The organism is Alloactinosynnema sp. L-07 (genome assembly GCF_900070365.1).
Classification (GTDB): domain Bacteria; phylum Actinomycetota; class Actinomycetes; order Mycobacteriales; family Pseudonocardiaceae; genus Actinokineospora.
The window spans coordinates 1,184,912-1,211,403 of record NZ_LN850107.1 but is presented as its reverse complement, the minus strand read 5'-3'; the positions used below and the strand labels follow the sequence as shown (position 1 = coordinate 1,211,403).

The following is a 26,492-nucleotide window of genomic DNA, read 5'->3' as shown; positions in this document are numbered from 1 at the left end:
TCCCAGCCAAAGGTGGCCGGGAGGCGTCCTGCGGGTTGCTCAGACGTGGGGGCAGGTGTCGCGGTACTCGGAGATGACTCTGCTCGGTTGCGGCGGCGGGCACAGGAACGGCTCGTAGCGGGTGTCGTCGTCGATGAACCGCTTGAGCCACGACACCGTGAACTTTCCGACTGTCGGCGTCGCCGAGTTCGTGACGAAATGGTTCGCGTCGTTCATTTCCAGATACGCTTTCTCGCCGCCCAATGACTGATAGAACGGCTCGGAATGCGCGCTTGGCGGCGCGACCCCGTCGTTCTCGGCGCCGATGACCATGGTCGGCACGCGCACCGACGACCAGTTCTTGTTCCTGCTCCACCCGGTCAGCGGCACCGCCGCCCGGAGGCTGGGGCGCTGGGCCGCGGCGTGGAGGGCTCCGCCGCCGCCCATGGAGTGGCCCATGACGCCGAGGCGGGTCGCGTCGATCCGGTCGCGGACCGGGCTGGACTTTGTCAGGTAGTCGAGCGCGGCGAGCAGCTGGGCGCCGCGGGCGTCTGGCGAGTCGAAGATGCCGTTGGTCTTGATGGTGATCACCACGAACCCGTGCGACGCCACGCGGGGGCCGAACCAGGCGATCGCGCTCTCACCCTCGGTGAAGCCAGGCGCGACGGCGATCGCGCCGAACCTGCCCTGGCTCATATCGGTCGGATAGGTGATGGTTCCGCCGCCGAACCCGCCGCTGGGCCTGGCCGCCGTCTGATTCACCGCGAACGGACCACGCGCGGCCTCCAGCACCGCCACCGTCGGGTCCGGCCCGCGCTGATAGGGATTGCCCGCGGCCGAGGCTTCGAGTCCGATCACGCCTGCCGCGACGACCGCTCCCGCCACGGCGACAATTCGCAGTTTCACGCAACCACTCCTTACCCGGTGAAATGAGGTTTGAGCGGAGCGTATTGACGAAATCACCTTCCGGAAACAATGGGAAGAAAAGCCATAACCCAAACGACAAGTAATCGATCGACGGTTGTCGCGGCCTGATGAATCAGGGCAGGCGCTGACCGATCATCAGGGCACTGCCTGCCGCGATCAACGCGGCCAGAGTCCCGAGCATCATCCACGGTCGGCTCGCGTCGGCTTCCTTGATCTCGTAGCCGATCTGCTCGCCCAGGGTGTCGTAGACCTTGCGGAGCTGCTCGGCGGTCGCGGCCTTGTAGAAGTCGCCGCCGGAGAGGTTGGCGATCTCCTCCATGGCGACGTCATCGACCGGCACCGCCTGGACACGGCCCTCGATGTCGACGGTGCCGTCCTTGGTGCCGAACGAGATCGTGGTGATCGGGATCTTGCGCTCTGCGGCTGCCTTCGCGGCGGTGTAGGAGCCCCGGGGATCGTCCTCGTTCTCGGTCGGGATCGTCTGCTTGCCGTCCGACATCAGCACGATACGGGCGGGCGGCGGTCCCTCCGGACCGCCCACGACCTGTGAGAACCCCTCGATGGCCTGCAACGCGGCGAAGATCGCCTCGCCGGTGGCGGTCGACTGGGCCAGCTTGAGGTTGTCGATGGCCCTGGCCACGCCCGTGCGATCGGTCGTCGGGGCGACGAGCACCGTCGCGGTCCCGGCGAAGGTGATCAGCCCGAGGTTGACCCCCGGGGTGAGCCCCTCGGCGAACGACTTGGCCGCGACCTGGGCGGCCTTGAGCCGGGTCGGCGCGACGTCGGTGGCCTCCATCGACAGCGACACGTCGATCACCAGCAACACCGTGGCCCGGTTGCGCGGCACCTTCTGCTGCGCGGTCGGACCGGCCATGGCCGTGGTCAGCAGCATCAGGCCGATGATCAGCACGATGGCGGGGACGTGACGGATCCAGCCCTGGCGGGCGGGCGCGACCTTCTCCAGCAGTTCCAGGTTGGTGAACCGCATCGTCCGCTTGCGCAGCGCGCGCTGCAGCAGCACATAGCCGACCACCAGCGCGGCGACGCCGACGAGCAGCAAGAACCACCACGGATGCGCGAAATTGCGAAGACTCATGACGCCCCCTCGCAGGCTCGGTCACGCCGCTCGCGGTCGCCCTGTGTCAATGATTCGCTCGCAAGCTCGCTCATGCCACGCCTCCCGACCAGCGGCGCTTGCGCGCGACGACGAAGCGGACGGTGTCGGCGATCCAGTCGGAGTCGGTGCGCAGCACCAGATGTCCCCCGCCCGCCTTGCGGATGCCCCTGGCCACGGCCTCGCGGTGTTCGGCCGCCGCCGCACCGAACTCCTTGCGCAGTAGGGCTGTCGCGGTGACCTCCCGCTGCCGTCCCGTCTCCGGGTCGGCCAGCACGACGGTGCCGACATCGGGCAGATCGATGTCGCGCGGGTCGACCACCTCGACGCCGATCAGCTCGTGGCGCAGCGACAGCGCGCGCAGCGGGCGCTCCCAGTCGGTGGAGCCGAGGAAGTCGGAGATCACCACGGCCAGCCCGCGCCTGCGCGGTGGCCTGCGCAACTGCTCGATCGCGTCGCTGAGGTCGCCGCGCACGCCCACGGCCGCGCGAGGGGTCTCGGCGACCTTACGCACCAGGCTCCGCGCGTGGGCCAGGCCGCCGCGCGCCGGGATGCGGATCATCTTCTCGCCGGTGGAGATCAGCGCGCCGACCCGGTTGCCACCGCCGCGCGTGAGGTGGGCGATCGCGGCGACGGCGGCCACGGCGAGGTCGCGCTTCTCGCAGGCCGCCGTGCCGAAGTCGAGGCTGGCGGACAGGTCGACCACCAGCCAGGTCTCCAGCTCGCGGTCGGCGACGGTCTCGCGGATGTGCGGGACCGTGGTGCGCGCGGTGACCGCCCAGTCCATCCGGCGCACGTCGTCGCCGGGCTGGTAGGGCCGGGCCTCCCCCGGCTCGGAGCCGGGACCGGGCACCAGGCCCAGGTGGTTGCCCTGCAGCAGCCCGTCGAGCCTGCGTCGCACGTCGATCTCCAGCAGCCGCAGGCCCGCTTCCATCCGGTCGCCCTGCAGCACCGGCGGCGCCCAGTTCGGGCGCTCGCCCTCAGCGGCCTTGTGCCTGCTCACGGCCTGCCGGCCACCCCGGCCGGTGCCGGGTGCCCGCTGGGCGCCTGCGGCCGAGCGGAGACCTGCGGGAGCGGCACGGTCTGCAGCACCCTGGAGATCATGTGGTCGATCGGGACACCGTCGGCGAGCGCGTCGTAGGACAGCACGAGCCGGTGGCGCAGCACGTCGGGCACCACGTCGACCACGTCCTGCGGCAGCACGTAGTCGCGGCCGCGGACCAGCGCCAGCGCGCGGGACGCCGCCACGATGCCCAGGCTGGCGCGCGGCGACGCACCATAGGCGATCCAGCCCGCGACGTCGGTCAGGCCGTGCTCGGCGGGCGTGCGGGTGGCCAGCACGAGCCGGACGGTGTAGTCGACCAACGCGTGGTGGACGAAGACGCGGGAGGCCACGCCCTGCAGCCGGACCAGTTCGGCTGGGCTGAGGATCTGGCTGGCCTCCGGCGGGTTCACACCCATCCGGTAGACGATCTCGCGCTCCTCCTCCGCCGTCGGGTACTCGACGATGATCTTGAAGAGGAAGCGGTCCCGCTGCGCCTCGGGAAGCGGGTAGACGCCTTCGTTCTCGATCGGGTTCTGGGTGGCCAGCACCAGGAACGGGTCAGGCATCGGAAAGGTCTGGCCGCCGATGGACACGTGCCGCTCGGCCATGACCTCCAGCATCGCCGACTGGACCTTGGCCGGGGCGCGGTTGATCTCGTCGGCGAGGACGAAGTTGGCCACGACCGGGCCGAGTTCGACGTCGAAGCGCTCGTTGGCCTGGCGGTAGATGCGGGTGCCGAGGATGTCGGCGGGCACCAGGTCGGGGGTGAACTGCACGCGGGAGAACGAGCCGCCGACGACCCTGGCGAAGGTCTCCACGGCGAGGGTCTTGGCCACGCCCGGCACGCCTTCGAGCAGCAGGTGGCCCTTGGCCAGCAGGCCGACGAGCATCCGCTCGACCAGCCGGTCCTGCCCGACGATGACGCGCTTGACCTCGAACACGGTGCGTTCGAGCAGTTGCGCGTCGCGCGCGGGCGTCGCGCCCTCGGTCGCGAGCTCGACCTGCCCTGGCTCGGTCACCAGCAATCCTCCCCGTTAGTCATTCCACCGCCGTCCAGCCAACCCCATCAGCGGTATGAGCCCTGTGAACTCACTCGCCGAACCGCGCCAAGTCCGCCGGGGTGTCCACATCGGCCGCCTCGGCGCCCGCCGCGGGCAGCCGGGCCGGGTCCAGTCCGCTGAGGACACGGCGCAGCGCGGCCCCGGCGGGGAACTCGGGCATCGCGGCGCGCAAAGGGCCCAGCGGCCACGCGCTGAGCAGCCATTGGTCGCGGCCGTCGGCGTCGACCAGCACCACGCCGGTCGACCCGACGGCGGCGAGCAGCCGTGCGACGGTCTCGGCTGACACCAGTGGCAGGTCGGCCGCCAGGACCACCACGACATCGGCCGTATCGATCTTGGACAGTCCGGCGGCCAGTGCGGCGACCGGACCGGAGCCGGGCTCGTCCTCCAGCGTCCAGACCACTGGCACGGGCACCGGCCGCTCCGGGCCGACCACGACGATCCGGTCCGCGCCCGCCACGGCGGTGACGGCGGCGGCCAGCATGCTGCGGCCGCCGACCTCCAGCGCGGGCTTGTCCACCCCGCCGAGCCGGGTCGCGCGCCCGCCCGCGAGCACGATCGCCGCCCAGGTCATAGCGTGACCCTAAATCAGTAGGCGGCACTGGATACCGTTGATCCATGCCGACCTTCACCACGATCCACGATGTCCCGATCGCGCTGCTCGACGAGCACGGGCCCGAGTTGGCCACCGATCGCGACGTCACAGACCTGTTCGGGGAGCTGTGGGAGCACAAGCCCGACGTGGTCGTGGTGCCGACGAGCCGCCTGGCCACCGACTTCTTCGAACTGCGCACCCGGGTCGCGGGCGAGATCATGCAGAAGTTCGCCAACTACCGCCTGCGGTTGGTGGTCCTCGGCGACATCACCGACCACGTCACGGCGAGCAAGTCGCTGGCGGATCTGGTCCGCGAGTCCAACCAAGGCGAACACATCTGGTTCCTGCCGACGCTCGATGCTCTCACCGAGCGGCTGGGCCGGTAGCTGTCGGTGGGGCCTGCCACCCTCAGGCGCATGGACATCACCCGCGCGGAAGCCTCGGCCGCCGTCGGCGCCCTGGGCTGGCGGCACGTGCTGAACACCCTCACCACCACGGTCACGGTCGGCTCGCTGGCCGAGGCTGCCGAAGTGGCCGTCGCCGTGGCTGGGGTTGGTGACCGGCTGCGCGTGGATCTGCGACCGGACCGGGTGATCTTGCGGTTACAGACGCCGGAGACCATGTCGGTGACCAGTGCCGACGTCGAAGCCGCCCGCCGCATCTCCCGCGCGGTGGCCACCGAGCCGCACGCGGGCACACAGTCGCTGGAGTACGCGATCGACGCGCTCGACATCGGTGCCGTCCGCCCATTCTGGCGCGCGGTCCTCGGCTATGTCGACGAGCCCGCGCCGGGGACCGGGCTGCTGGACCCGCTCGGACAGTCCCCCGCCGTCTGGTTCCAGCAGATGGACGCGCCGCGTCCGCAGCGCAACCGGATCCACCTCGACATCTCCGTCGCCCACGACGAGGCCGAGGCGCGCATCGCGGCGGCGCTCGCCGCGGGCGGCCGACTGCTCTCCGAAGACGAGGCCCCGGCGTTCTGGGTGCTGGCCGACGGTGAGGGCAACGAGGCGTGCGTGTCGACGTGGCAGGGACGGGACTGACGGGAACATTGTCCTGATTCTCAGCCGCGGATGCCCCAAGGGCTCGACTCGACGAGTACTGCCGCTCCGGGTCGCCTTTCGCTGTGCTGACCTCATCCGACCCGCTCTGGCTCGTGAGGTCTACCAGCGCACGGCGGGATTCCTCGGTCTCGCACCGCTCTGATCTACCCGTCCGACGCCGAGGTCAGAGCAATCTGGTGGCATAAGGGACGATGCCGCCGTAACGGACCGGGGCGATGCGCACCCGTGAACCCGAGTACGGCGCCTCGACCATCTGGTTGTTGCCGATGTACATGGCGACGTGGTGGATGCGGCCACGGGTGGCCCAGAACAACATGTCGCCGGGGGCCATCTGGTTGAGCGGGACACGACGGCCTGAGGTGGCCTGGTAGCCGCTGTAGTGCGGCAGGCGAATGCCGACACCTGCGAAGGCGTAGATCATCAGGCCGGAGCAGTCGAAGCCGACCTTGTTGTAGTCGCCGTAGGAGTCGGCGACGCCGCCGTCGTGGATGCCCCTGGTCGGGCCGTTGCCGTTGCCGCCGCCCCACGCGTACTGGACACCGAGTTGGGACAGGGCGCGGTTGATCACGATCTGCGCGCGGTCGCCGGACGGGCGGTTGATCACCGGCCGTGGCTGACCGGCCACCGCGGCGTTCGCGGCGTCCTCGCGCTGCTTGGCCGCGAGCCAGTCCTGGTAGCGCTTGCGCTGGCTCTCCAGGCCGCCGACCTTGGCCTGGGCGTCGTTGAGTTGGCGCTCGTAGTCGGCGCGGGCGGCTTCCAGCTGCTCGGACTTGGCCGCCTGGTCGCGCTGGGCCTGCTGGGCGGTCGCGGTGGCCGCGTCGGCGTCGCGCTTGGCCTGCTCGGCCTCGGCTTGGCGCTTGTTCGCCTCGTCCAGGGCGGCCCTGGCCAGCGAGTCCTTGTTCGCCTTGACCGTGCGGGCGCGCTCCATCGACTCCAGCGCGTCGAGTTCGCTGCCACTGACGGCGTTGAGCAGCTGGGCCCTGGCCAGCAGGTCCTCGGGGCTCTTGGCGCCGATATAGGCCGACATCGAGCCCATCGTCGTGCCCTGTTTGTAGCTGCCCGCGGCGAAGTCGTCGAGCTGCTTGCGGGCGGTGTCGATGTCGCGGCCCGCGCCGTCGGCCTCCCGCTTGGCGGCCTCGGCGTCGGCCTTTGCCTTGGCGGCGGTGTCAACCGCGGTCTCTAGGTCGACGAGGGCCTTGTTGGCGTCCTCCATCTTGGCCTCGACATCGGCCTGCAGATCCATCAGCCGGGCCTCGGCCTGGGCGAGCTGGTTGGTCAGCTCACCGACCCTGCCCGCCTTGGCCTTGGCGTCGGCGCGGCTGGTCTTCAGCTCGGAGTCGCTGGGGTTCGGCGGTGGCGGCGGCACGGCCGCGGCCACGCCGGTGGTCGCGTTGAGCATCACCAGAATGAGCGAGGCCAAGATCAGGCCCAGACTGCGGCCTCTGCGTACCGGCACGGCTCCCCACCTCCCAGCGCGGGCGGCTCCCCCCGCCCACTTCGTCGATCAAGTTCGATCTCCGCCGAACCGGCGGAAAACGGACTGAATACACGAGGACTGTGCCAGTTGGACACCACTGGCACCAGTCGCAACACGCGGAACATACTTACCTTCGGCAACTTTCCCGTCAGGGACACGCCCAGTAACACTGACATCAATCGAACGGCCAGACCTTGCACACAATGGGTGACACGACCGGCGGGGCGCTGTGACTGCGCGTGCCCAGGACTGGGACGATGGTGCGGTGACCAAGGGAACCAGGACCGCGGCGGCGGTCGCGGGCGTCGGCCTCGCCGCCGTCGTGGCGGGCATGTTTCTGCCGTGGTTCCGGTCGGGCACGGTGCTGCGGGACAGCTTCCAGATAATCGGCGTGATCAAGTCTCTCGGGTTCCTTCGCGGGGATACCCTGGAGCTGCTGCTCTACGCCTGGTTCGCGATCATCCCGGTGGTCACGCTGAGCGTTGTCGCGTACACGCTCGGGTTGTCCCGGACGGCCGCAACGATCTGCGCTTTCCTGGCGATATTCACCGGAACCATTTCGGGTGGCGCGACCGTCGAAAGCGGTGGCGGGGAAACCTCGCTCGGCATCGCAGGCACCGGACCGACGGTCACCTTGATCGGCTCGTTGGTGGCTCTCGTCGGAGCCGTGGGCATCTTCGTAGGCCGGCGCAGGAGCGCACGCAGGATCGCAGGAGGGGAACCGTGACCTATCCAGGCTCGGGCGGACAATGGCCGCCGAACGACCCGTATCAGCAGGGTGGCCAGCACCCGCAGCAGCCGGGTGGGTATCAGCAGGGGGGATACCAGCAGCCGGGCTACCCGCAGCAGGGCGGCTACCCGCAGACCCAGGGCTACCCGCAGACCGGCCCGCAGCCGACGCAGGGGTACCCGCAGACGGGCCCGCAGCCGACCCAGGCCTACGGCGGGTACGGCCAGCAGCAGGCATACGGCCAGCAGCCCTACGGCTACCCCGTGCCGCCCGAGCAGCCGAAGAAGCGCAAGGGCCTGGTCATCGGCATCGTGGCCGCGGTCGTCGCGGTCGCGGCGGGCGGCGGCGTGACGTGGTGGGCGCTCAACCGGGGCAGCACACCCTCAGGCGCCGAGAGCCCGACCGCGGCGGCGACCAGCCTGGTCAACGCCATCGGCCAGGGTGACGTCGCGGGCCTGCTCACGGGCCTGGCGCCCGCCGAGCGCGACCTGATGACGACGCTGAACTCGGAGACCACCAAGGAGCTGCAGCGCCTGGATGTCTACAAGAAGGACGTCGACCCGAACAAGATCCAGGGCTTCGAACTCAAGACCGAGGGCCTGAAGTTCGATGAGGCGGGCGCGGAGAAGGTCAACGACCACCTAACCATCACCAAGCTGATCGAGGGCAAGGTCACCATCAGCTCCGACGCGAGCAAGCTCCCCTTCACCGAGGAGTTCATCGAGCTGGCCTTCCCGCGCGGGATGAACGCCAAGCCGGAGACCGAGACCATCGACATCGCCGATGTGGTCAAGGACAACGACGGTGAGCCCATCCGGATCGCCACGGTGAACGTCGACGGCGAGTGGTACCCGAGCCTCTTCTACACGATCGCCGACTACGGCCTGCAGGACAGCAAGAAGAAGTGGCCCAAGACCTCGATCCCGGCCAAGGGCGCCGACTCCCCCGAAGCCGCCGTGCGCGGGCTGGCCGACGCCGCGCTCGACGCCGACATCGCCCGGGTCATCGAACTGCTGCCGCCCGACGAGATGGCCGTCATTCACGACCTCGGCCCGATGATCGTCGACATGGCGAAGGGCGAGGCCGAGCCGTCCGGGGTCAAGATCACCAAGTTGGAGACCGAGACGGTCGACGTCGAGGGCGCCACCAAGGTCCTGCTCAAGGAGTTCGAGGCGGAGAAGGACGGCGAGAAGGTCCGCGTCACCAAGGACGGCGAGTGCTACGCCGCCGAGGTCGATGGCGAGAAGGAGCAGTTCTGCGCCGACGACGCCGCCACCCAGATCGGCGGCAAGCGCATGGACCCCGACGCCAAGAAGGCACTCACCAACCTGGTCAAGGGCATGATCGCCAACACCGGCGTGGTGACCACCAAGGTCGACGGCAAGTGGTACGTCAGCCCGATCCGCTCGATCACCGACATCCAGGTCACCGCGCTCAAGAGCCTGGAGCCCGAGGACATCAAGGCCCTGTTCAAGCTGGCCGAGTAACGGCGGCTTACTTGACCGGACAAGAATCGCCCCCGGCCAGGTAAGGCGAGTCGCGCGTGGAACCCCTGCCACCCGGCGGGGGTTCCTGCGTTTCAGCCTCGGATCAATGCCAGCGGGTCGGCGCGGATGCCGAACCGCTGCCGCAGCACTCGGCGGGCCGCGTGAACGCCGCACATGCCGTGCACGCCCGGCCCCGGCGCGGTCGACGACGAGCACAGGTACACGCCGGGGATCGGGGTGCGGTACGGATCCCAGCGCGGGACCGGCCGGAACACGGTCTGCCGCAGGGTCACCGCGCCCGCGGCGATGTCGCCGCCGACATAGTTCGGGTTGTGCGTGCCCGCGTCGGCCGCGGTGATCACGTTCCGGGCCAGGACCAGGTCGCGGAAGCCAGGGGCGAACCGCTCGATCTGGGCCGTGACCGCCTCCCCGAGATCGCGCGTGGACCCGTTGGGGACGTGGGCGTAGGACCACAGGGTGTGCTTGCCCTCGGGCGCGCGGCCTGGATCGACGACGCCGGGCTGGCCGACGAGGACGTATGGCCGGTCCGGGTGGGTGCCCGCCGCGACGGCACGCTCGGCCGCGACGGCCTCGGCGCGGTCGCCGACCAGGTGCAGGGTGCCCGCGCGGGCGAGATCCGGCGCCGCCCACGGAACCGGGCCGGACAGGGCGTAGTCGACCTTGCACGCTCCCCCGCCGTAGCGGAACGCGGTAAGCCACCTCAGGTACCGCGCGGGCAGCGGCGCCATCCTGGCCAGCGCGGCCGGTGCCACGTCGAGCACCACCGCGTGGGCCCGCACCTGGTCGAGACTCTCGATCCGGCTCCCGGTGACGATCTTGCCGCCGCACGCGCGCAGCTCGGCCGCCAGCGCGTCCACAATGGACTGACTGCCGCCGCGCGGGATCGGCCAGCCGACGGCGTGGCCGAGGGTGGCGAGCATCAGGCCCGCGCCCGCGGGAGCGAGAGCGCGCGGCGGCGCGATGGCGTGGGCGCTGACCCCGGTGAGCAGCGCGGGTGCGACGTCGCCGCGGAAGCGCGCGCCCCACAGGGCCGAGCCCTGTTCGGCCATCCGCAGACCGAACCGGGCCGCCGTCACCAGGCCGGGCGGCACACCACGCAGGTCGGACATGCCTACATCGACCAGGCCCGGCCAGTCGCGCACGAGCGGCCCCAGCAGCGACCGCCACGCCCGGCCGTCGCGGCCGAGGCCGTCCGCGGTGCGGTCGAGGTCGCGCCACGCCACGCCCGCCCGACCGCCGTCGAGCGGGTGCGCGTAGGACACCTCGGGCACCAGCAGCTCGACCCCGCGCGCGGCGAGGTCGAACGCCCGGAAGAACGGCGACGCCAGCCCCATGGGATGAGCGAACGAACACACGTCGTGTCTGAATCCGGGCAGGGTCAGCTCCGCGGTCCGGGCGCCGCCGCCGACGGTGTCGGCCGCCTCGTGCACCTCGACGGCCAGCCCGGCCTTGGCCAGCACCAGCGCGGCGGCCAGTCCGTTCGGCCCGGCACCGACGACGACGGCGTCCATGTCCCTCGATTCCTCAGACCAGCGCCTGCTCGGCCGCCAGCTTCGCGTAGAGCGGGTCCGACCGCAGCAGTTCCCCGTGCGATCCCACCCCGGTGGCCGCGCCGTCGGCGAGCACCACGATCTGCTCGGCGGCCAGCACGGTGGAGAGCCGGTGGGCCACGACGACGACCGTGGTGGTGGCCGCGATGTCGCGCACCACCTCTCGCAGCGCCGCCTCGTTGACCGCGTCGAGCTGGGACGTCGCCTCGTCGAGCATCAGCAGCCGCGGCTCGCGCAGCAGCGCGCGGGCGATGGCCACCCGCTGCCGTTCCCCGCCGGACAACGACACGCCACGATGGGCGATCGGCGCGTCGAGATCGTCGCCGAGCCTGCGCAACAGGGGTTCCAGACGGGTGATCCGCAGGACGTCCCGAAGGGCTTCCTCGGTGGCCTCCGGCGCGGCGTAGGTCAGGTTCTCCCGCAAGGTTCCGGCCAGGACGGCGGCGTCCTGCTCCACGTAGCCGATCTGCGCCCGCAGCTCGGCGAGGTCCCAGTCGCGCAAGTCGCGGCCGTCGAGCCTGATGGTCCCCGCGGTGGGCTCGTAGAAGCGCTCCACCAGGTTGAGCACCGTGGTCTTCCCGGACCCGGACGGGCCGACCAGTGCGGTCAGCGACGCCTTGGGCACATCGAGGCTGAACCCGTTCAGTGCCGTGTCCGCCCGGCCGGGATAGGCGAAGGTGACCTTCTCGAACGTCAGCGCGGCCGGTGTCCGGCCGCCCGCGCGTCCACTGTCCTCGATGTCCTCGATGGGGAGCTGGGTCACCTCGCCGATCCGGGTGACCGCGGCGCGGCCCGCCTGGATGTAGGCGCTCGCGTTGACCAGCTGCGACAGCGGCGCGGTCAAGTAGGCGACATACAGAAGGAAGGCCACCAGGTCGGCGACGGTCATCGAGCCCGCAGCGACCCTGGCGCCGCCCACGCCGAGCACGACCAGGAACGCCACCTGGATGGCCAGCCCGGTGGTCGTGCCCGCCACGGATCCCCACTTGGCCAGCGCGACACCCTGTTCGTAGGCCGAGCGGGAGGCCCGGTCGACCCGCTCCTCCTCGGCCCGCTCCGCGCCGGACGCCTTGACCGTGGTGAACGCGCCGAGGCCGCGTTCGAGTGCGGCGCCGATCTCGCCGACCGACGCCTGAGCGCGCAGCGCGGCCTCGCGGATGCGCGGCATGATCAGCCACACGATCCCGCCGAGCACCGCCACCACGGCCGCCGTGGTGACCAGCAGGATCAGGTCCACCACACCCATGAACACCAGGGCGCCCACCAGCAGCACGGCCCCGGTGAGCACCTGCACGGCGACCTGGGCGGCGACCTGGCGCAGGACGGCGGTGTCCGAGGTGACCCTGGCCAGCAGATCGCCGGGCTGCTGGGTGCGCATCCCCGGCACCGACAGCCGCAGGACATGGCGCACCAGCGAACGGCGACCGGACAGCGTGACGTTCTCCGCCGACCGCATCAGCAGGTAGTTGCCCACACCCAGCATCAGCGCGGCGACCAGGACCAGCACGGTCAGCTTGACCAGCGCGCCGGTCATCCCGGCCTGTGCCGCAAGCGCCTCGATCACGAGCTTGGCGGCGAGCGGCTGCAGCAGACCGAGGGCACTGGATCCCACCAGCAGCACCGTGCCGATGATCAGCGGGACGCGGTGCGGGCGCAGGTGGTCGGCGAAGAACCGGAACGTCGACGGCGGCTCAGACATCGCTGGCCGCCCGGTACACCGACACGGTCATCGGCTCGGCGCCGGTGAAGGGGTTGCCCCAGAAGTCGGCGTGCCTGTCGACGAGTTCCAGGCCCGCCGACCGCGCGTAGTGGTCGGTCTCCTCCGCGGTGGTCAGCCTGCTCAGCTCGGCGGCCACGCGGGCGCGGCCGTCGTCGAAGAAGATGTGCGCCAGGTGCCAGAGCCGGTTGTCCAGGTCGACGGTGGAGTAGGACAGCAGGCCCGTGTCCGGTGCCGGGTACGGCACGAAGAACGAGTCGCGCGGCTTGCCCTGGTTGAGCGCCTCGGCGATCGCCGGGTTGTGTGTCTCGATCACCAGCCGCCCGCCTGGGGCCAGGCGCCGCGCGGCGGCCTTCACGGCGCGGCGCTGTTCCTCGGGGTCCAGCAGCATCGACAGGGTCCCGCACACGCAGTAGACCAGCCCGTAGCTCCGCCCGTCGGTGTAGTCGCGGATGTCGGCGTGGACCGCCGCGACCGGCCGGTCGCCGACCGCGGCGCGCAACACGTCGAGCATCTCGGGCGAGGAATCCACCCCCACCACCTCGCCGACCCGCTCGGACAGCGGTACCGCGACGCGACCGGTGCCGACGCCGAACTCCAGCGTCGGCGAGCCGTCGCCGGGGTGCAGGGCGGCCAGGAAGGCCACCGCCTGGTCGACACCGGCGTCGGCCGGGAACAGCCGGTCGTAGAACCCGGCGAACTGCCTGCCGTAGCCGATGTCGGGCACCGCGGTCATGCTTCCTCCTCAAGCGAGACGAACTGGGACACGAGCAGGTACTCCGGTTCAGGTGTGTCGTCGTAGCCGGTGGCCCTGGCGATCACGAACTGGAACCCCTTGGGGGTGACGGGATGCTCGCCGCGCACCGCGAGTTCGACCGAGTCGCGCAGCACCTGGTACGCGGCGGTCGTGGTGATGTCGAAGTCCTTGCGCGCCAAGTAGATGATCAGCTCGTTGCACACGTCGAACATCGCCTTGTCCTGCCTGCGGTCGGGGAACCACAGGGCCTGCACCAGCCGCCTGCGCGGGATCCGGGTCGTTTCCGACCACGAGGTCTGGTCGCCGTCGGCGGTGAGCACCCGGTGCAGCACATGGAAGTCGTGCTGGGCGGGCTCTGGGGCGAAGAACCGCCAGTTCGCGATCACCAGGCCGGTCAGGTCGTAGCGGCGGAAGCGGTCGAAAATCTGGTGCGGGTGCTGGCTGAGCACCGTCACGCCGAACCACGCCGCCAGCGCGCCGGTCAGCGCGGTGCCCGCCAATCCCTTGCCATCAGGACGCATCGTCGCCCTCCAGGCCGTCGATGAACCGCTCGATCAGCCCCGCCACGGTGCCCGCGCCGGTCTCGTCGCTGAGCATCTGGTCGTGGTCGAAGCCCTCGATGGTGTGCCGCTCGGCTCTGGGCGCCGCGGCGGCCATCTCGTCGTGCAGCTCGATCTGCACCGGGTCGGTGGCGGCGGTGTGGCCCGCGGTGATCACCAGCATCGGCGCGCCGACCTCGGGAAGTTCGCCGTCGAAGTTCTCGAACTCGCCCTTGATCACCTTCCATTCCCGCGCCGCGCCGCTCCACAGGCGGTGGTCGCGGTACTGGGCCAGGGACAGCTCCCGCACGTGCGCGGGCAGCGTGTCCACCCACTTGGGCGGCTGCAACAGGATGCCGAGCCCCGCCTTCATCGACGCGGGCATCAGCGAGAGCGCGTTGGTGAGCCCGTCTGCGCCCTGTGCCTGCCTGGCGGACCGGCGCAGTTCGGCGGGGTGGCTGGAGTCGACCAGCCCGACGCCGATCACCGTGGCGCCCAGGGTGTGCGCCGCGCGCATGGCGAGGTAGCCGCCGAGTGAGTGTCCGATGAGGACGACCGGCCTGCCGTCGGCGACGGCCTTGGCCAGGTCGACCAGGTCCGCGACCGCGGTGTCGGTGGTGAAGTCGGCCTTGGCCCGGCTGGGTCCATAGCCCGCGCGGTGATAGGTGACGGTGGTGAACCGCTCGGCGAGCCGGGTGGTGATCCACTCCCAGTGTTCGGCCGTGGCGCACAGGCCGTTCTCCAACACCACCACCGGGCCGTCGCCGTCGCCGATCCGCCGGTAGGACAGCACGTTCCCCGAACTCGCGTCGAGCGTGCGCTCATCGCCGCGGCCCGCGACGACCATGGCCGCGCGGCGGGCGCGCACCACCTGGGCGGTGGTGAGGAAGGCGCCGATCAGCGCCGCGCACAGGGCGGGCAGGGTGTCGTCCCGCCGCTGTCCTCGCGCGTCGGCGCGCGGACCGGAGGCGTAGAGCACGGCGGGATAGGTGGAGGTGAACGACCAGAAGAACCGGCCGAGTCCCATGACCCAGGCGTTGGCCAGGTGGAAGGCGCCCGCCGAACCGAGCACCAGCGGCGCGACGCGACCGCGCGCGGCGAAGACCAGCGGGAATCCGCATTCCATGGCCAGCACGCCGTGCGCGAGCAGGCGCGTCGCCTTGGGATGGCGCTCGAACAGACGCCAGACGTTCGGCTCGCCGTAGGTCAGGGTGCGGGTGATGCCGGGCAGCGCGCGGCCGGTGCGCCAGGTCTGGCTCGGCAGCTTCGCCCAGCCGGAGACGGTGTAGGACAGCACCGACTGCAGCGCGATGAACCACAGGCAGGAGTCGACGACGGCGGGCCTGCGGTCGCCGATCCTGGCCACGGTCGCCAGCGACTGCACCAGGAACGACACCTGGTCGGCGCCGTCGGTGCCGTAGAGGTGGCGAGCGTACAGGGCCAGTTGCGACCCGGCGAGCACCCCGTTCGCGGCCACCTTGGCGCCTTTGGGCAACGGCAGCCACAGCGCCGCAGCCGCGGCGACCCTGGCCACGTGCAGCGCCCGCGTCACGTCGCGGCGCGCGACCAGGTCGAGCACCTTGGTCAGCCGGGGTGAGCGGGTCACGAACCCCGTGCGGGTCACGTCCCAGTTGTTGGGTCCGCCCCAGTCGCGGTCCTTGGCTCTGGCCAGGTATTCCAGGCTCGACACCAGGTGGGTGATCGAGCCGAGTCGCTCGGTCGCGGTCAGCACCGCCGCCCGCGGCATCGCCGCGCGCAGTCCCGGCCGCAGGTATTTCGACAGTCCTCGCACGACGAATCAGCTCCTCAGGTCAGCGGGAGTGGAAGAGTCGAGTGGGCCGGTGCGCCGCGGACGCACCGGCCCGGCCCGTTACTGCGGCAACGGGTTCTGGTGGCCGATCGCGCGGCCGATCTGGTACCCGGCGTAGAACGCGCCTGCCACGCCCGCCACGACGGCGACGCCCGCGGCGATGCCGACGATGGTCGCGGGCGTCGCCAGGACCGGCGACGCCGCACCGACTGTCATCGGGACGTCGGCGCGCAGCGGAATGTCGGCGAACACCGCCGACGCGTTGACCTTCTCAAGCACAGAGGACACACTTCACCCCCTCTCGGAATTCGTCTCATTGATTCGGAAAGCGAAGGAATCGCCTACTGCGGCAACACGACCGAGCCTTCGGCCATGTTGCGGGCGATGCCATACATGTATCCGGCGTGGAACGCGACCGCCGAGATGGCGATGCCCAGCGCGACGGCGGTCGGCGTGGCCATGACCGGGGTCATGCCCGACAGGGACCGCGCGCCGGTCTGCGCGTCGAGGTCGCCGAACAGATCAGGCGAGATCTCGTTGGCGTGGCGAACGAGCGTGCTCATGTGTCACCTCCTTTCGTGGTTCCGGTGCGTCACCTTGGAACGGGGACGCGCTCGGCGGCGGGCGTCCGCCAGCCGCCCACGCGGCACGATGGCCGCGCGAGCCGGGGAGAGGATGCGACTGGGTCGGTCAGTGCCAGACGAGGAAGTCGGGCACGGTCGCCACGACGGACGGGAGGACCGGATCGGGCACGGGCACCGGCCCCTGGCACACGCATCCGCCCCACATGAACGCGCCGGTCGTTCCGCCACCGTCCGGCGTGGTGGGGTCCGCGGGCTCGTCGGCCGAGGCGATACCCGCGCCGACCAACGTCGCCAGCGCGGCGGCGGCGAGGCCGAAGGTCATCCGGCGCATGGTCCCTGCATTCATAGTTGGCCCTTTCCGGTCGTCTACCCGAAGTCTGCGCGACCGAGCGCGTCGAGATCCGGGTTCAGGACGTCAACAAGCGGACCGGTCCTTGTCAGCAAAGGGACTCAGATCCAGCCGCGGCGCGCGGCCTCGGCCCCGGCCTCGAACCGGCTGCCCGCGTCGAGCCGGTCCATCAGCCGGGCGATGCGCCGACGCAGGTGCCGCACGGACACCCCGAGCATCCTGGCCGCGCCGTCGTCGGTGCCGCCGGAGGCCATGTGCGCGAGGACCTGCCGGTCCTCGTCGGTGAGGTCCGGCTCGGTCGTGCGCTCGACCCAGGGCAGTTCCCGCGCGTCGTCCCAGATGCGCTGGAAGAGGCGGAGGAATCCGGTGATCAGGCCGGGCTGGCGCACGATCAGCGCGCCTTTGCCGCTGTCGGCCGGGTCGATCGGCACCACCGCGACCTTGCCGTCCATGACGATCATCCGCTCAAGGGCGACGTCGCTGACCCGGTACTGCGCACCCGCCTCACCCAGTTCCCGCAGGTAGGCGCGGTTGACCTCGTCGGAGAGGACGGCGGCGTCGTAGATCACCCGCATGTCCAGCCCACGGCGCAGGCCGCGCAGGTCCAGCGGCTTGCTCGCGGCCAGGGCCTCAGCGGACTGCGGTCCCCCCGGCTGGACGGCGAACACGCTGATCCTGGTGAAGAACGACAGGTCCTCCAACGCCGCGCGGACCGCGCCGAGGTCTTCGATCCGCTCGATTCCGTTGTCGGCCGAGGGGCCAGCGCGCCGTTCGTGGCGGGCCGCGAGTTCGGCCACCTCCGCGCGGGTCGCGCCGACCCTGCGGTGCTCGCGCAGCAACGCGTCCTCGATCCGCTCGATCAGTTCGCCGAGCGCGGCACCCGGACTGAGCAGCGCGACCGGCCCGGCACCGTCGCGCCGCGCGACGCCGAGCGCGACCAGCGCCGAGATCGCCTTGTCCACCACCTCGACGTCGATGCCGAACCGCGCGGCCAGGTCGGCCAGTCCGCAGGCGGGCTCGTCCAGCAGCACCCGGTACACCTGCTCGGTCCGCTCGTCGAACCCCAGATCGCGCAGTGTCATAGGTCACCTCTCGTGTCCGCCCGATGACATCCCGTGTCAGCAACAGGCCATCGCGGGCCATGGAGCGGCAGCCCCGCATGGTCGAAAGTGGAGGGCGTGACTGGTTCTCGGGCGGCGCTGCGGCGAACCGCGCCCGGCGGTAGCGCGCCGATCATGATCGGCGCCCGGCTGGCCGCGGAACTTGGTCCGTCGGCCACCGTCGTCGTCTGCGAGGACACCGCCGAACTGGTGATCGAATCGACCGAACTGTCGCCTGCCGAGTTGGTGGCCCGGCTGACCGCGCTGCTGACCGACCACCGCTTCGCCGCCTGGGAGCTGACACGCCGACAGCATGGGCGACAACCAGCGGATTCGTCGGCGATCCCGGATAAATAGTCGGATCCGACTACCGACCCTCAGGCCGGTCCGCCCCATCACCCTTAGCCCGCCCGGCCCAAACAGCACCGTCCGGAATCGAGCGAACACACATCCGTTCGGCCGTGTCAGCGCTCGGCCTCGAGGAATTCCAGTCGGTTGCCCACCGGGTCGTCGGTGTGGAACCGCCCGCGGCCGGGGATCTCCGCCGGATCGGCCCACCGCACGGGCGACCCCGCCTGGATCAGCGCCGAACCGACGGCGTCGATGTCCACGACGAACGCGGGATGAGCCTTGCGCGCGGCGCGGAAGTCGGACTCGACGCCGACATGCAGTTCCCCGCCGCCGGGCACGGCGAACCAGCAGCCGCCTCTGGCGGCCAGCAGGGGCGGTTTGGGCAGCTCATGCCACCCGAGCACGCCGGTGTAGAACGCGCGCATCCGGTCCTCCGCGCCCTCCGGACACGCGATCTGGACGTGATGGATCACATTCGACCTCCCTGGCGTGCCCACTTGAACCGGCTAGCAGGACAAGCGTACTGTTTGTCGCGTGGGCCTGTCGATGCGCGCTCCGAGCGGGTGCGCGAGACTCAGGGCCCGAACCTGACTGACTTGCGCCGCCACTGGAGTTGGACGTGACTACTGCTAGCAAGGACAGCTTCGGCGCCCGTGCCACGCTGACCGTCGGCGATGCCTCGTACGAGGTGTTCCGGCTCGACGCCGTGGAGGGTGCCGAGCGCCTGCCCTACAGCTTGAAGATCCTGCTGGAGAACCTGCTCCGCACCGAGGACGGCGCGAACATCACCGCCGACCACGTGCGCGCCCTGGCGGGCTGGGACCCGGCGGCCGAGCCGTCGACGGAGATCCAGTTCACCCCCGGCCGCGTGGTCATGCAGGACTTCACCGGCGTGCCGTGTGTGGTCGACCTGGCCACCATGCGTGAGGCCGTCACCGCGCTGGGCGGCGACCCGTCGAAGGTCAACCCGCTGGCCCCGGCCGAGCTGGTCATCGACCACTCGGTCATCGCCGACATCTTCGGCCGCCCGGACGCCTTCGAGACCAACGTGGACCTGGAGTACGAGCGCAACAAGGAGCGCTACCAGTTCCTGCGCTGGGGCCAGACCGCCTTCGACGAGTTCAAGGTCGTCCCCCCGGGCACCGGCATCGTCCACCAGGTCAACATCGAGCACCTGGCCCGCGTGGTCATGGTCCGCGACGGCATCGCCTACCCGGACACCGTGGTCGGCACCGACTCGCACACCACCATGGTCAACGGCCTTGGCGTGCTGGGCTGGGGCGTCGGCGGCATCGAGGCCGAGGCCGCCATGCTCGGCCAGCCGGTCTCGATGCTGATCCCGCGCGTGGTCGGCTTCAAGCTGCACGGCGAGCTGCCCGCGGGCGCCACCGCCACCGACCTGGTGCTGACGATCACCGAGATGCTGCGCAAGCAGGGCGTCGTCGGCAAGTTCGTCGAGTTCTACGGCTCGGGCGTCACCGCCGTCCCGCTGGCCAACCGCGCCACCATCGGCAACATGAGCCCCGAGTTCGGCTCCACCGCGGCGATCTTCCCGGTCGACCAGGAGACCATCGACTACCTGCGCTTCACCGGCCGTAGCGAAGAGCAGGTCGCGCTCGTCGAGGCTTACGCCAAGCAGCAGGGCCTCTGGCACGACCCGTCCTTCGAGCCGGTCTTCTCCGAGACGCTGGAGCTGGACCTGGCCACGGTCGTCCCGTCCATCGCGGGCCCGAAGCGGCCGCAGGACCGCATCGAGCTGACCGACGCGAAGTCGGCTTTCCGCGCCGCGCTCGGTGCCTACATCGCCCACGAGGAGAGCGCGCCGCTGTCCGCTGTGGACGAGTCTTCGGACGAGTCGTTCCCCGCCAGTGACGCCCCCGCGCACGGCTCGGGTGGCAACGGCGACGGCAAGCCGTTCGACTACCACTCGGCGGCCGCGGGCGCCGAGGGCCGGGTGTCGAAGCCGACCACGGTCACCTTGGACGGCAACACCTTCGAACTCGACCACGGTGCCGTCGCGATCGCCGCGATCACCTCGTGCACCAACACGTCCAACCCGTCGGTCATGATCGGCGCTGCACTGCTGGCGAAGAAGGCCGTCGAGCGCGGCTTGGCCCGCAAGCCGTGGGTCAAGACCACGCTGGCGCCGGGTTCCAAGGTCGTCATGGACTACTACGACCGCGCGGGCCTGACCCCGTACCTGGACAAGCTGGGCTTCAACCTCGTCGGGTACGGCTGCACCACGTGCATCGGCAACTCCGGTCCGCTGCAGGACGAGATCTCGGCCGGTGTTCAGGAAGCCGACCTCGCGGTGGTGTCGGTGCTGTCCGGCAACCGCAACTTCGAGGGCCGGATCAACCCGGACATCAAGATGAACTACCTGGCCTCCCCGCCGCTGGTGGTGGCCTACGCGCTGGCCGGGTCGATGGACATCGACATCACCACCGAGCCGCTGGGCACGGGCTCCGACGGCGAGCCGGTGTTCCTGGCCGACATCTGGCCGACGCCGCAGGAGATCTCCGACACCATCACCGCGGCGCTGTCGGCGGAGAGCTTCGCCGACAGCTACAAGGACGTCTTCGCGGGCGACCAGCGCTGGCAGTCGCTGCCGACGCCGACCGGCAAGACCTTCGAGTGGGACGCGGAGTCGACCTACGTCCGCAAGCCCCCGTACTTCGACGGCATGACGATGGAGACCACCCCTGTCACCGACATCGCGGGCGCCCGCGTGCTCGCGCTGCTGGGCGACTCGGTCACCACCGACCACATCTCCCCCGCGGGCGCCATCAAGCAGGACACCCCGGCGGGCAAGTACCTCACCGAGCACGGCGTCGAGCGCAAGGACTTCAACTCCTACGGCTCGCGGCGCGGCAACCACGAGGTCATGATCCGCGGCACCTTCGCCAACATCCGGCTGCGCAACCTGCTGCTCGACGACGTCCAGGGTGGCTACACCCGCGACTTCACCAAGGATGGCGAGCAGGCCTTCATCTACGACGCGGCGCAGAACTACGCGGCGGCGGGGATCGGTCTGGTCGTGCTGGCGGGCAAGGAGTACGGCTCGGGCTCGTCGCGCGACTGGGCGGCCAAGGGCACCTCGCTGCTGGGTGTGCGCGCGGTCATCGCGGAGTCGTTCGAGCGCATCCACCGGTCGAACCTGATCGGCATGGGCGTGCTTCCGATGCAGTTCCCGGAAGGCCAGACCGCGGCGTCGCTTGGCCTGGACGGCACGGAGACCTTCGCCATCTCGGGCGTCACCGGGCTGAACGAGGGCACCACCCCGCGCACGCTCAAGGTCGTCGCCACCAAGGCGGACGGGTCCACTGTGGAGTTCGACGCGGTCCTGCGCATCGACACCCCCGGTGAGGCCGACTACTACCGCAACGGCGGCATCATGCAGTACGTGTTGCGCAAGATGGTCACGAGCTAGCACAGCTCACCGAGCGGGGGCCGTCCGTCGGGCGGCCCCCGCTTCGCGTCTGGGGGAAACATTGACTACCGCACTGGTGATCGCGGGCCTGATCATGATGGTCGGGGCCGCAGTCCAGGGCACCATCGGCTTCGGTCTGAACCTGATCGCCGGGCCGATCCTGGCTCTGCTCGACCCGATGCTCGTCCCCGTCCCGGTCCTGTTCGCGGGCACCGCCTTGGCCGCCATGATGATGACCCGCGAACGCGGTCACATCGAGTGGTCCGGCGTCGGGTGGGCGATGCTGGGCAGGCTGCCGGGCAATCTGCTCGGCGTGCTGGCACTGGCGACGCTGCCCGCGAGCGGGTTCAACCTGGTGATCGGCACGAGCGTGCTGGTGTGCGTGGCACTGTCGGTGATCACCTGGAAGCCACAGCCGACCCGCCCCGCGCTCGTGGTGGCGGGCACCGCCTCGGGCGCCTTCGGCACGATCGCGTCGATCGGCGGCCCGCCCATCGCGCTGGTCTACCAGAACCAGTCCGGCCCCACGATCCGCTCGACGCTGAGCGCGTTCTTCCTGCTCGCCTCGATCTCGTCGCTGATCACGCTCGCCGCGGCCGGTCACGTCGAGGTCAGACACCTGACCGCGGCGGCGTTCCTGGTGCCGTTCCTGTTCGCGGGCTTGCTGATCTCGGGCCCACTGCGCAAGCACGTCGAGGGCCCGCGCCTGCGCGTCGGCGTCCTCGCGGTCGCCAGCGCGAGCGCGCTGCTGCTTATCGGGCGGAGCCTGCTGGGCTGAGCACGAAGATCTTGATCTCCCGGTCGGTCCGGGTGGCGTAGAGGTCGTAGGCGGGCCACGTTCGGGTCATGACCTGCCAGAGCGCCTGCCGCTCCTCGCCTTCGGCGACCCTGGCCGTCACCGCGTGCTGCCGTCCGCGGATGTTGACCGAGGCGGCGGGGTTGGCGGCCAGGTTGAATGTCCAGACCGGCGGCTTCGGTTTGCCCCAGTTGGAACCCGCGATCAGGTAGTCGCCGTCGTGGGGGACGTAGAGCAGCGGTGTGGACCGCGGCTGCCCGGACTTGCGGCCCGCGACGGTGAGGACCAGTTCCGGCAGTCCCGCCATGCCGAGCATGGTCACGCGCCCCTTGGTCACCTTGCCCAGGAACCGGTCGAAGCCAACGATGGCGGGCGCGAGCCTCGGCAACCATGGCTGCTTTCCGAGGCCGCGGGCGATCGGGGTGAGCGGGTTCATGACCGCAACCTACCCACAAGATCAGGCGAAGGTCAGCCCCGGCGTCGACATCGGTGGCCAATCGGTGGCCCAGGGGCGGGCCTGTTCGAGTTGGGCGGCCAACCGCAGCAGGGTCGCCTCCCCGCTGCCCAGCAGGTGGACGCCGATGGGGAGGCCGCCCGCGGTTCGGAACAGCGGCACGCTCATCGCCGCCCGGCCGGTCAGGTTGGCGGTGATCAGGGGGAACGCCACGAATCCGGCCGCGACGCGTTCGGTCTCGGTGGGGTCGTCGCCTGCCATCGCGCCCAGGAACGGGGGTGGCTGAGCCAGGGTCGGCGACAGCCACAGGTCGAAGTCGGCCATCGCGGCGGCGACCTCGCGGGTGAACCGCTGGATGGTCGTGGCGGCCAGCAGCAGATCGCCGCCGGTCACCTGTCGTCCGCGCTCCCAGTAGAGCTGGGTCAGCGGTTCCAGGTCGCCGGGGGCGGGCTCGCGGCCAAGCTCGGCCGCCCGGCAGCGGATCGCCCAGTCGAGGGAGGCCCCGTACATCCGGCCGATCGCGGTGCCGACATCCGGCGTCAGCTCTGTCAGGTCGCGTTCGAAGACGTGGTGGCCGAGCGACTCCAGCAGGTCGACGGCGGCGTCGAGGGCGGCGAGGCAGTCGGGGTGCACCGGGTGGCCTTCGGGGGTTCGGCGGGTCACCGCGATCCGCAGCCTGCCCGGCGACCGACCCACCTCAGCGGCCCACGCGCCGTCATGGGGCGACGCGCGATACGGGTCGCCGGGTGCGGGACCCGCGGTGACGTCGAGCAGTGCGGCGCTGTCGCGCACGGTTCTGGTGAGGACATGGTCGGTGAGCAACCCGAGGAACGCGTCGCCGTAGCGGGGCCCGAGTGGATTGCGCGCGCGGGCGGGCTTGAGCCCGAACAGCCCGCAACACGACGCGGGGATACGCAGCGACCCACCCACGTCATTGCCGTGAGCGACCGGCACCATGCCCGCGGCCACGGCGGCGGCCGACCCACCGCTGGAGCCACCGGGGGTACGGGTGAGGTCCCACGGGTTCGCCGTCGGCCCATACAGCCGGGGTTCCACGGTCGGGACCATGCCGAACTCCGGAACGTTGGTCTTGCCCATCACCACGAACCCCGCCACCCGCAACCTGCGCACATACTCCTGATCACCGGAAGAAACATGGCCCCGCAAGAACGCCGAGCCCTCGGAACACGGCATCCCATCAACCTCGGCGAACAAATCCTTGATCAGAATCGGCACACCGGCGAACGGCCGATCCGGATCCATCCGACACGCGGTGTCGACCGCCCGCTCATACCCGGTCGCGATCACCGCGTTGAGCATCGGATCAAGCGACTCAATCCGCTCGATCGCGTCACGAACCAACTCGACCGGCCGCACCACCCGCAGATGGACCAGCTCGGCCAAACTCACCGCGTCGAACTTGGCCGTACGGCACCCCGGCGCCGCCGGACCATCGCCGGACTCGGTGCCAACCGCCGCCACTTCCGGCGACTCACCCATCCGGCCAGTGTGGACTCGCAGCGGGGGCCGGTCCTATGGCCTTTCGTACCGACCTGGTGTGCCGAGCCCGCGCCCAGCGCGGTCCTTCGTCGCGCGGCAGCCAACGCACGGACCGGACCACATACTCGGCAGGCTCGTCCGCACCTCGCCCGCGTCCGGTGTCATCGCGCCGACGACGCACCGCAGGAGGGTGGTCTTGCCCGACCCGTTCGGCCCCGTCACCGCGACCGCCGACCCTGCTCGACCGCGAGACTGATCCCGTCGAGCAGGGTCGCCTAGCCGCTGGTCAGCCCGACGTCCAGCCGTGCCAGACCACCCACCCCCGGTTATTCAGCCTTCGCCAGCGACAGCGCGAACCGCCCCTCGGTGTCGGTCCACCAGTTGGTCAACGAGAACCCGGCGGCGGAAAGTTCCTCGGCCACGCCCGCGCGTCGGAACTTCGCCGAGATCTCGGTGCGCAGTTCCTCGCCCTCGGCGAAGGACACCTCAAGATCCAGGCCCGCGATCCGCACCCGCTGCCCGCGGGTCGAGCGCAGGCGCATCTCGATCCACTCGTTCTCCGCGTCCCACAACGCGACGTGGGTGAACGCGTCGACGTCGAAGTCGGCGTCTAGTTCGCGGTTGAGGACGTGCAGCACGTTCTTGTTGAACTCGGCCGTGACGCCTGCCGCATCGTCATAGGCGGCGACGACCGTGGCCTCGTCCTTCACCAGGTCGGTCCCCAGCAGCAGCCACTCCCCCGGCTTCAACACCCCGCGCACCGACGCCAGGAACCGCGCGCGCTCGTCGGGCAGCAGGTTGCCGATCGTGCCACCGAGGAAGGCCACCAGCCGGGCGGGCTCGCCCGGCAGCAGATCCAGGTGCTCGGTGAAGTCCCCGACCACACCGTTGACCTGGGCGTTCGGGTACTCGACGCTCAGCGCCGCCGACGCTTCGCGCAGGGCGGACTCGGACACGTCGAGGACGACGATCTGGTTCAGGGTCTCGTGCAGGGAGTCCAGCAGCAGCCGGGTCTTCTCCGACGAACCCGAACCCAACTCCACCAGCGTGTGCGCGCCCGTCACCTCCGCGATCTCCCGGGCGCGGGTGGCCAGGATCTCGCGTTCGGCGCGGGTCGGGTAGTACTCGGGCAGTCGGGTGATCTGTTCGAACAGCTCACTGCCGCGTGTGTCGTAGAACCACTTGGGCGGTAACGACTTCGGCGTGGCGGTCAGTCCGGAGAGGACATCGGCGGCCAGTGATCGGGCGGCGTGGTCGTCGGGCAGGTGGATGTCCACCACGGCTTCGGTCGTGTTCACTGCGTTCCCCTCAAGCGAATTGTCCAGGGCGCGCACGCGCACCTGGTCGAGCGTGGCGGTCACCAGCAGTCCGTCGCCCAGCGACGCCCAGTCGGGCGAGTCGTCCCAGGGTTCGGAGGCGAGGACCACGGAGTCACCGCGGTGCAGGACGGACAGGGAGTGCCACCAGGTGGTGGCGTAGAGCGTGTGGCCGTCGGTGAGCAGGAAGTTGAGTCGGGAGTCGGGCGCGAGGTCGCCCAATTCGGCCGCGAGGCCCGCGAGCACGTCACCGGGGTCGGCGCCGGAACGCAGCCGGTGGCGCAGCAGTGCCCAGACGAAGGCGCTGTCGGTCGGCGCGTCGAGCGTCATCAAGTCCACTGCGGACAGTTCGCCGGCGAGTTCCTCGACGCTGTGCGGCCAGCCCTTGACCCGGCCGTTGTGGCTGAACAGCCAGCGCCCGTCGGTGAACGGCGCGCACGCCGCGTCGCACACCGGCATGCCGACGGTGGCCGAGCGGACCGCCGCGACCACCGCCGTGCTCGACACGCCTGCGGCCACCGCCGCGAACGACTCGTCCGTCCACATCGGAACCGCGCGCCGGTAGCGGACCACGGAACCGTCCACGTACCAACCGACGCCGAACCCGTCGACGTTGACCGAACCGCCGCCGCGCATGTCCAGCGGCGCCCACGCCTGCTTGCGCAACCCACCGGGCGGGTCGAACAGCAGAGTGGACAAGGGCACGGCGGGGCCTAGGTAACCCAGATGGCGGCACATG

General features: G+C 70.5%; 27 protein-coding genes and 1 pseudogene. 7 read left to right on the top strand and 21 right to left on the bottom strand.

Annotated features, from left to right (window positions below; genetic code table 11):
• Positions 1–39: 39 nt before the first annotated feature.
• From BN1701_RS05815 to BN1701_RS05795, 5 genes are all read right to left on the bottom strand, one after another.
• Complete coding sequence (locus BN1701_RS05815; protein ID WP_054046204.1) at positions 40–885, bottom strand: dienelactone hydrolase family protein; 846 nt, start codon at positions 883–885, stop codon at positions 40–42.
• Between the two features lie 133 nt (positions 886–1,018).
• Positions 1,019–2,002 (bottom strand): VWA domain-containing protein, encoded by a 984-nt coding sequence (locus tag BN1701_RS05810; protein WP_054046202.1) that lies wholly within the window; start codon positions 2,000–2,002, stop codon positions 1,019–1,021.
• Between the two features lie 70 nt (positions 2,003–2,072).
• Positions 2,073–2,954 carry a DUF58 domain-containing protein gene (locus tag BN1701_RS05805; protein ID WP_197672187.1) on the bottom strand — a complete coding sequence of 294 codons (882 nt, stop codon included), beginning with the start codon at positions 2,952–2,954 and terminating at the stop codon, positions 2,073–2,075.
• A 65-nt stretch (positions 2,955–3,019) separates the two neighbouring features.
• On the bottom strand, positions 3,020–4,084 hold the full coding sequence (locus BN1701_RS05800; RefSeq protein WP_054055652.1) for a MoxR family ATPase: 1,065 nt from the start codon (positions 4,082–4,084) through the stop codon (positions 3,020–3,022).
• A gap of 70 nt (positions 4,085–4,154) precedes the next feature.
• Positions 4,155–4,700 (bottom strand): molybdenum cofactor guanylyltransferase, encoded by a 546-nt coding sequence (locus tag BN1701_RS05795; protein WP_054046199.1) that lies wholly within the window; start codon positions 4,698–4,700, stop codon positions 4,155–4,157.
• Between the two features lie 44 nt (positions 4,701–4,744).
• Here BN1701_RS05795 and BN1701_RS05790 point away from each other — a divergent pair, with 44 nt between their 5' ends.
• Together BN1701_RS05790 and BN1701_RS05785 are read left to right on the top strand one after the other, a co-directional pair.
• Entirely contained in the window at positions 4,745–5,107 is a 363-nt protein-coding gene (locus tag BN1701_RS05790; protein WP_054046197.1) for a DUF4180 domain-containing protein, read from the top strand.
• A 30-nt stretch (positions 5,108–5,137) separates the two neighbouring features.
• A complete protein-coding gene (locus tag BN1701_RS05785; protein ID WP_054046195.1) occupies positions 5,138–5,764 on the top strand; it encodes a VOC family protein in 627 nt (208 codons plus the stop codon).
• 184 nt (positions 5,765–5,948) lie between these two features.
• Here BN1701_RS05785 and BN1701_RS05780 read toward each other — a convergent pair whose 3' ends face one another.
• Positions 5,949–7,184: an NlpC/P60 family protein gene (locus BN1701_RS05780; RefSeq protein ID WP_082860273.1), complete on the bottom strand. Its 1,236-nt coding sequence runs from the start codon at positions 7,182–7,184 to the stop codon at positions 5,949–5,951.
• Positions 7,185–7,527: 343 nt separating this feature from the next.
• On the opposite strand from BN1701_RS05780, the gene BN1701_RS05775 reads away from it, so the two are divergent.
• Both BN1701_RS05775 and BN1701_RS05770 read left to right on the top strand, forming a co-directional pair.
• Positions 7,528–7,989, top strand: coding sequence for a hypothetical protein (locus tag BN1701_RS05775; protein WP_054046191.1), 462 nt, complete (start codon positions 7,528–7,530; stop codon positions 7,987–7,989).
• Positions 7,986–9,479, top strand: coding sequence for a hypothetical protein (locus BN1701_RS05770; protein ID WP_067520550.1), 1,494 nt, complete (start codon positions 7,986–7,988; stop codon positions 9,477–9,479). The genes BN1701_RS05775 and BN1701_RS05770 overlap by 4 nt, the downstream gene beginning before the upstream one ends.
• 92 nt (positions 9,480–9,571) lie before the next feature.
• On the opposite strand, the gene BN1701_RS05765 is transcribed toward BN1701_RS05770, so the two are convergent.
• The 9 genes from BN1701_RS05765 to BN1701_RS05725 form a co-directional block, all read right to left on the bottom strand.
• Complete coding sequence (locus BN1701_RS05765; RefSeq protein ID WP_054046189.1) at positions 9,572–11,011, bottom strand: NAD(P)/FAD-dependent oxidoreductase; 1,440 nt, start codon at positions 11,009–11,011, stop codon at positions 9,572–9,574.
• Positions 11,012–11,024: 13 nt separating this feature from the next.
• Positions 11,025–12,749, bottom strand: coding sequence for an ABC transporter ATP-binding protein (locus BN1701_RS05760; RefSeq protein WP_054046187.1), 1,725 nt, complete (start codon positions 12,747–12,749; stop codon positions 11,025–11,027).
• Positions 12,742–13,503, bottom strand: a complete 762-nt coding sequence (locus tag BN1701_RS05755; RefSeq protein ID WP_054046185.1) for a methyltransferase domain-containing protein — start codon at positions 13,501–13,503, stop codon at positions 12,742–12,744. Before BN1701_RS05755 ends, BN1701_RS05760 begins: the two co-directional genes overlap by 8 nt.
• Positions 13,500–14,045, bottom strand: coding sequence for a hypothetical protein (locus tag BN1701_RS05750; protein WP_054046182.1), 546 nt, complete (start codon positions 14,043–14,045; stop codon positions 13,500–13,502). The genes BN1701_RS05755 and BN1701_RS05750 overlap by 4 nt, the downstream gene beginning before the upstream one ends.
• Positions 14,035–15,855 carry an alpha/beta fold hydrolase gene (locus BN1701_RS05745; protein ID WP_054046180.1) on the bottom strand — a complete coding sequence of 607 codons (1,821 nt, stop codon included), beginning with the start codon at positions 15,853–15,855 and terminating at the stop codon, positions 14,035–14,037. Before BN1701_RS05745 ends, BN1701_RS05750 begins: the two co-directional genes overlap by 11 nt.
• Before the next feature lie 78 nt (positions 15,856–15,933).
• Positions 15,934–16,161, bottom strand: coding sequence for a hypothetical protein (locus BN1701_RS05740; protein WP_157367781.1), 228 nt, complete (start codon positions 16,159–16,161; stop codon positions 15,934–15,936).
• 53 nt (positions 16,162–16,214) lie between these two features.
• Positions 16,215–16,436, bottom strand: a complete 222-nt coding sequence (locus tag BN1701_RS05735; RefSeq protein ID WP_054046176.1) for a hypothetical protein — start codon at positions 16,434–16,436, stop codon at positions 16,215–16,217.
• Positions 16,437–16,563: 127 nt separating this feature from the next.
• Positions 16,564–16,803, bottom strand: coding sequence for a hypothetical protein (locus BN1701_RS05730; protein ID WP_172803191.1), 240 nt, complete (start codon positions 16,801–16,803; stop codon positions 16,564–16,566).
• A gap of 104 nt (positions 16,804–16,907) precedes the next feature.
• A complete protein-coding gene (locus BN1701_RS05725; RefSeq protein WP_054046172.1) occupies positions 16,908–17,888 on the bottom strand; it encodes a response regulator transcription factor in 981 nt (326 codons plus the stop codon).
• Positions 17,889–17,984: 96 nt separating this feature from the next.
• On the opposite strand from BN1701_RS05725, the gene BN1701_RS05720 reads away from it, so the two are divergent.
• A complete protein-coding gene (locus tag BN1701_RS05720; protein WP_157367780.1) occupies positions 17,985–18,263 on the top strand; it encodes a hypothetical protein in 279 nt (92 codons plus the stop codon).
• Between the two features lie 107 nt (positions 18,264–18,370).
• Here BN1701_RS05720 and BN1701_RS05715 read toward each other — a convergent pair whose 3' ends face one another.
• Positions 18,371–18,730, bottom strand: a complete 360-nt coding sequence (locus BN1701_RS05715; protein WP_054046168.1) for a glyoxalase — start codon at positions 18,728–18,730, stop codon at positions 18,371–18,373.
• A gap of 146 nt (positions 18,731–18,876) precedes the next feature.
• Between BN1701_RS05715 and BN1701_RS05710 the strand changes: the two genes are divergently transcribed.
• Positions 18,877–21,687 (top strand): aconitate hydratase, encoded by a 2,811-nt coding sequence (locus tag BN1701_RS05710; protein ID WP_157367779.1) that lies wholly within the window; start codon positions 18,877–18,879, stop codon positions 21,685–21,687.
• Between the two features lie 61 nt (positions 21,688–21,748).
• Entirely contained in the window at positions 21,749–22,465 is a 717-nt protein-coding gene (locus BN1701_RS05705) for a sulfite exporter TauE/SafE family protein (RefSeq protein WP_231949498.1), read from the top strand.
• Here BN1701_RS05705 and BN1701_RS05700 read toward each other — a convergent pair.
• The 5 genes and pseudogenes from BN1701_RS05700 to egtC all read right to left on the bottom strand — a co-directional run.
• The gene (locus tag BN1701_RS05700) at positions 22,440–22,919 is read right to left on the bottom strand and encodes a nitroreductase family deazaflavin-dependent oxidoreductase (RefSeq protein ID WP_054046164.1); all 480 of its coding nucleotides are present in this window, start codon (positions 22,917–22,919) and stop codon (positions 22,440–22,442) included. The genes BN1701_RS05705 and BN1701_RS05700 overlap by 26 nt on opposite strands.
• 21 nt (positions 22,920–22,940) lie before the next feature.
• Positions 22,941–24,437: an amidase gene (locus tag BN1701_RS05695; protein WP_082859668.1), complete on the bottom strand. Its 1,497-nt coding sequence runs from the start codon at positions 24,435–24,437 to the stop codon at positions 22,941–22,943.
• 33 nt (positions 24,438–24,470) lie between these two features.
• The gene (locus BN1701_RS38085; RefSeq protein WP_082859667.1) at positions 24,471–24,767 is read right to left on the bottom strand and encodes an ATP-binding cassette domain-containing protein; all 297 of its coding nucleotides are present in this window, start codon (positions 24,765–24,767) and stop codon (positions 24,471–24,473) included.
• Positions 24,764–25,735, bottom strand: a complete 972-nt coding sequence (egtD, locus tag BN1701_RS36340) for an L-histidine N(alpha)-methyltransferase (RefSeq protein WP_054055649.1) — start codon at positions 25,733–25,735, stop codon at positions 24,764–24,766. The genes BN1701_RS38085 and egtD overlap by 4 nt, the downstream gene beginning before the upstream one ends.
• Positions 25,736–25,771: 36 nt before the next feature.
• Positions 25,772–26,491, bottom strand: a pseudogene (gene egtC / locus BN1701_RS36335) (ergothioneine biosynthesis protein EgtC); the annotation flags it as partial.
• Position 26,492: the final 1 nt, after the last annotated feature.

Excerpts from the sequence above, each read along its gene's own strand:
- BN1701_RS05730 (WP_172803191.1), bottom strand. The coding sequence starts at position 16,803 with ATGAATGCAGGGACCATGCGCCGGATGACCTTCGGCCTCGCCGCCGCC.
- BN1701_RS05790 (WP_054046197.1), top strand. The coding sequence starts at position 4,745 with ATGCCGACCTTCACCACGATCCACGATGTCCCGATCGCGCTGCTCGAC.
- BN1701_RS05805 (WP_197672187.1), bottom strand. The coding sequence starts at position 2,954 with ATGGAAGCGGGCCTGCGGCTGCTGGAGATCGACGTGCGACGCAGGCTC.
- BN1701_RS05750 (WP_054046182.1), bottom strand. The coding sequence starts at position 14,045 with ATGCGTCCTGATGGCAAGGGATTGGCGGGCACCGCGCTGACCGGCGCG.
- BN1701_RS05780 (WP_082860273.1), bottom strand. The coding sequence starts at position 7,184 with ATGCTCAACGCGACCACCGGCGTGGCCGCGGCCGTGCCGCCGCCACCG.
- BN1701_RS05725 (WP_054046172.1), bottom strand. The coding sequence starts at position 17,888 with ATGACACTGCGCGATCTGGGGTTCGACGAGCGGACCGAGCAGGTGTAC.
- BN1701_RS05810 (WP_054046202.1), bottom strand. The coding sequence starts at position 2,002 with ATGAGTCTTCGCAATTTCGCGCATCCGTGGTGGTTCTTGCTGCTCGTC.
- BN1701_RS05735 (WP_054046176.1), bottom strand. The coding sequence starts at position 16,436 with ATGAGCACGCTCGTTCGCCACGCCAACGAGATCTCGCCTGATCTGTTC.
- BN1701_RS05765 (WP_054046189.1), bottom strand. The coding sequence starts at position 11,011 with ATGGACGCCGTCGTCGTCGGTGCCGGGCCGAACGGACTGGCCGCCGCG.
- BN1701_RS05785 (WP_054046195.1), top strand. The coding sequence starts at position 5,138 with ATGGACATCACCCGCGCGGAAGCCTCGGCCGCCGTCGGCGCCCTGGGC.
- BN1701_RS05795 (WP_054046199.1), bottom strand. The coding sequence starts at position 4,700 with ATGACCTGGGCGGCGATCGTGCTCGCGGGCGGGCGCGCGACCCGGCTC.
- BN1701_RS05755 (WP_054046185.1), bottom strand. The coding sequence starts at position 13,503 with ATGACCGCGGTGCCCGACATCGGCTACGGCAGGCAGTTCGCCGGGTTC.
- BN1701_RS05695 (WP_082859668.1), bottom strand. The coding sequence starts at position 24,437 with ATGGGTGAGTCGCCGGAAGTGGCGGCGGTTGGCACCGAGTCCGGCGAT.
- BN1701_RS05700 (WP_054046164.1), bottom strand. The coding sequence starts at position 22,919 with ATGAACCCGCTCACCCCGATCGCCCGCGGCCTCGGAAAGCAGCCATGG.
- BN1701_RS05760 (WP_054046187.1), bottom strand. The coding sequence starts at position 12,749 with ATGTCTGAGCCGCCGTCGACGTTCCGGTTCTTCGCCGACCACCTGCGC.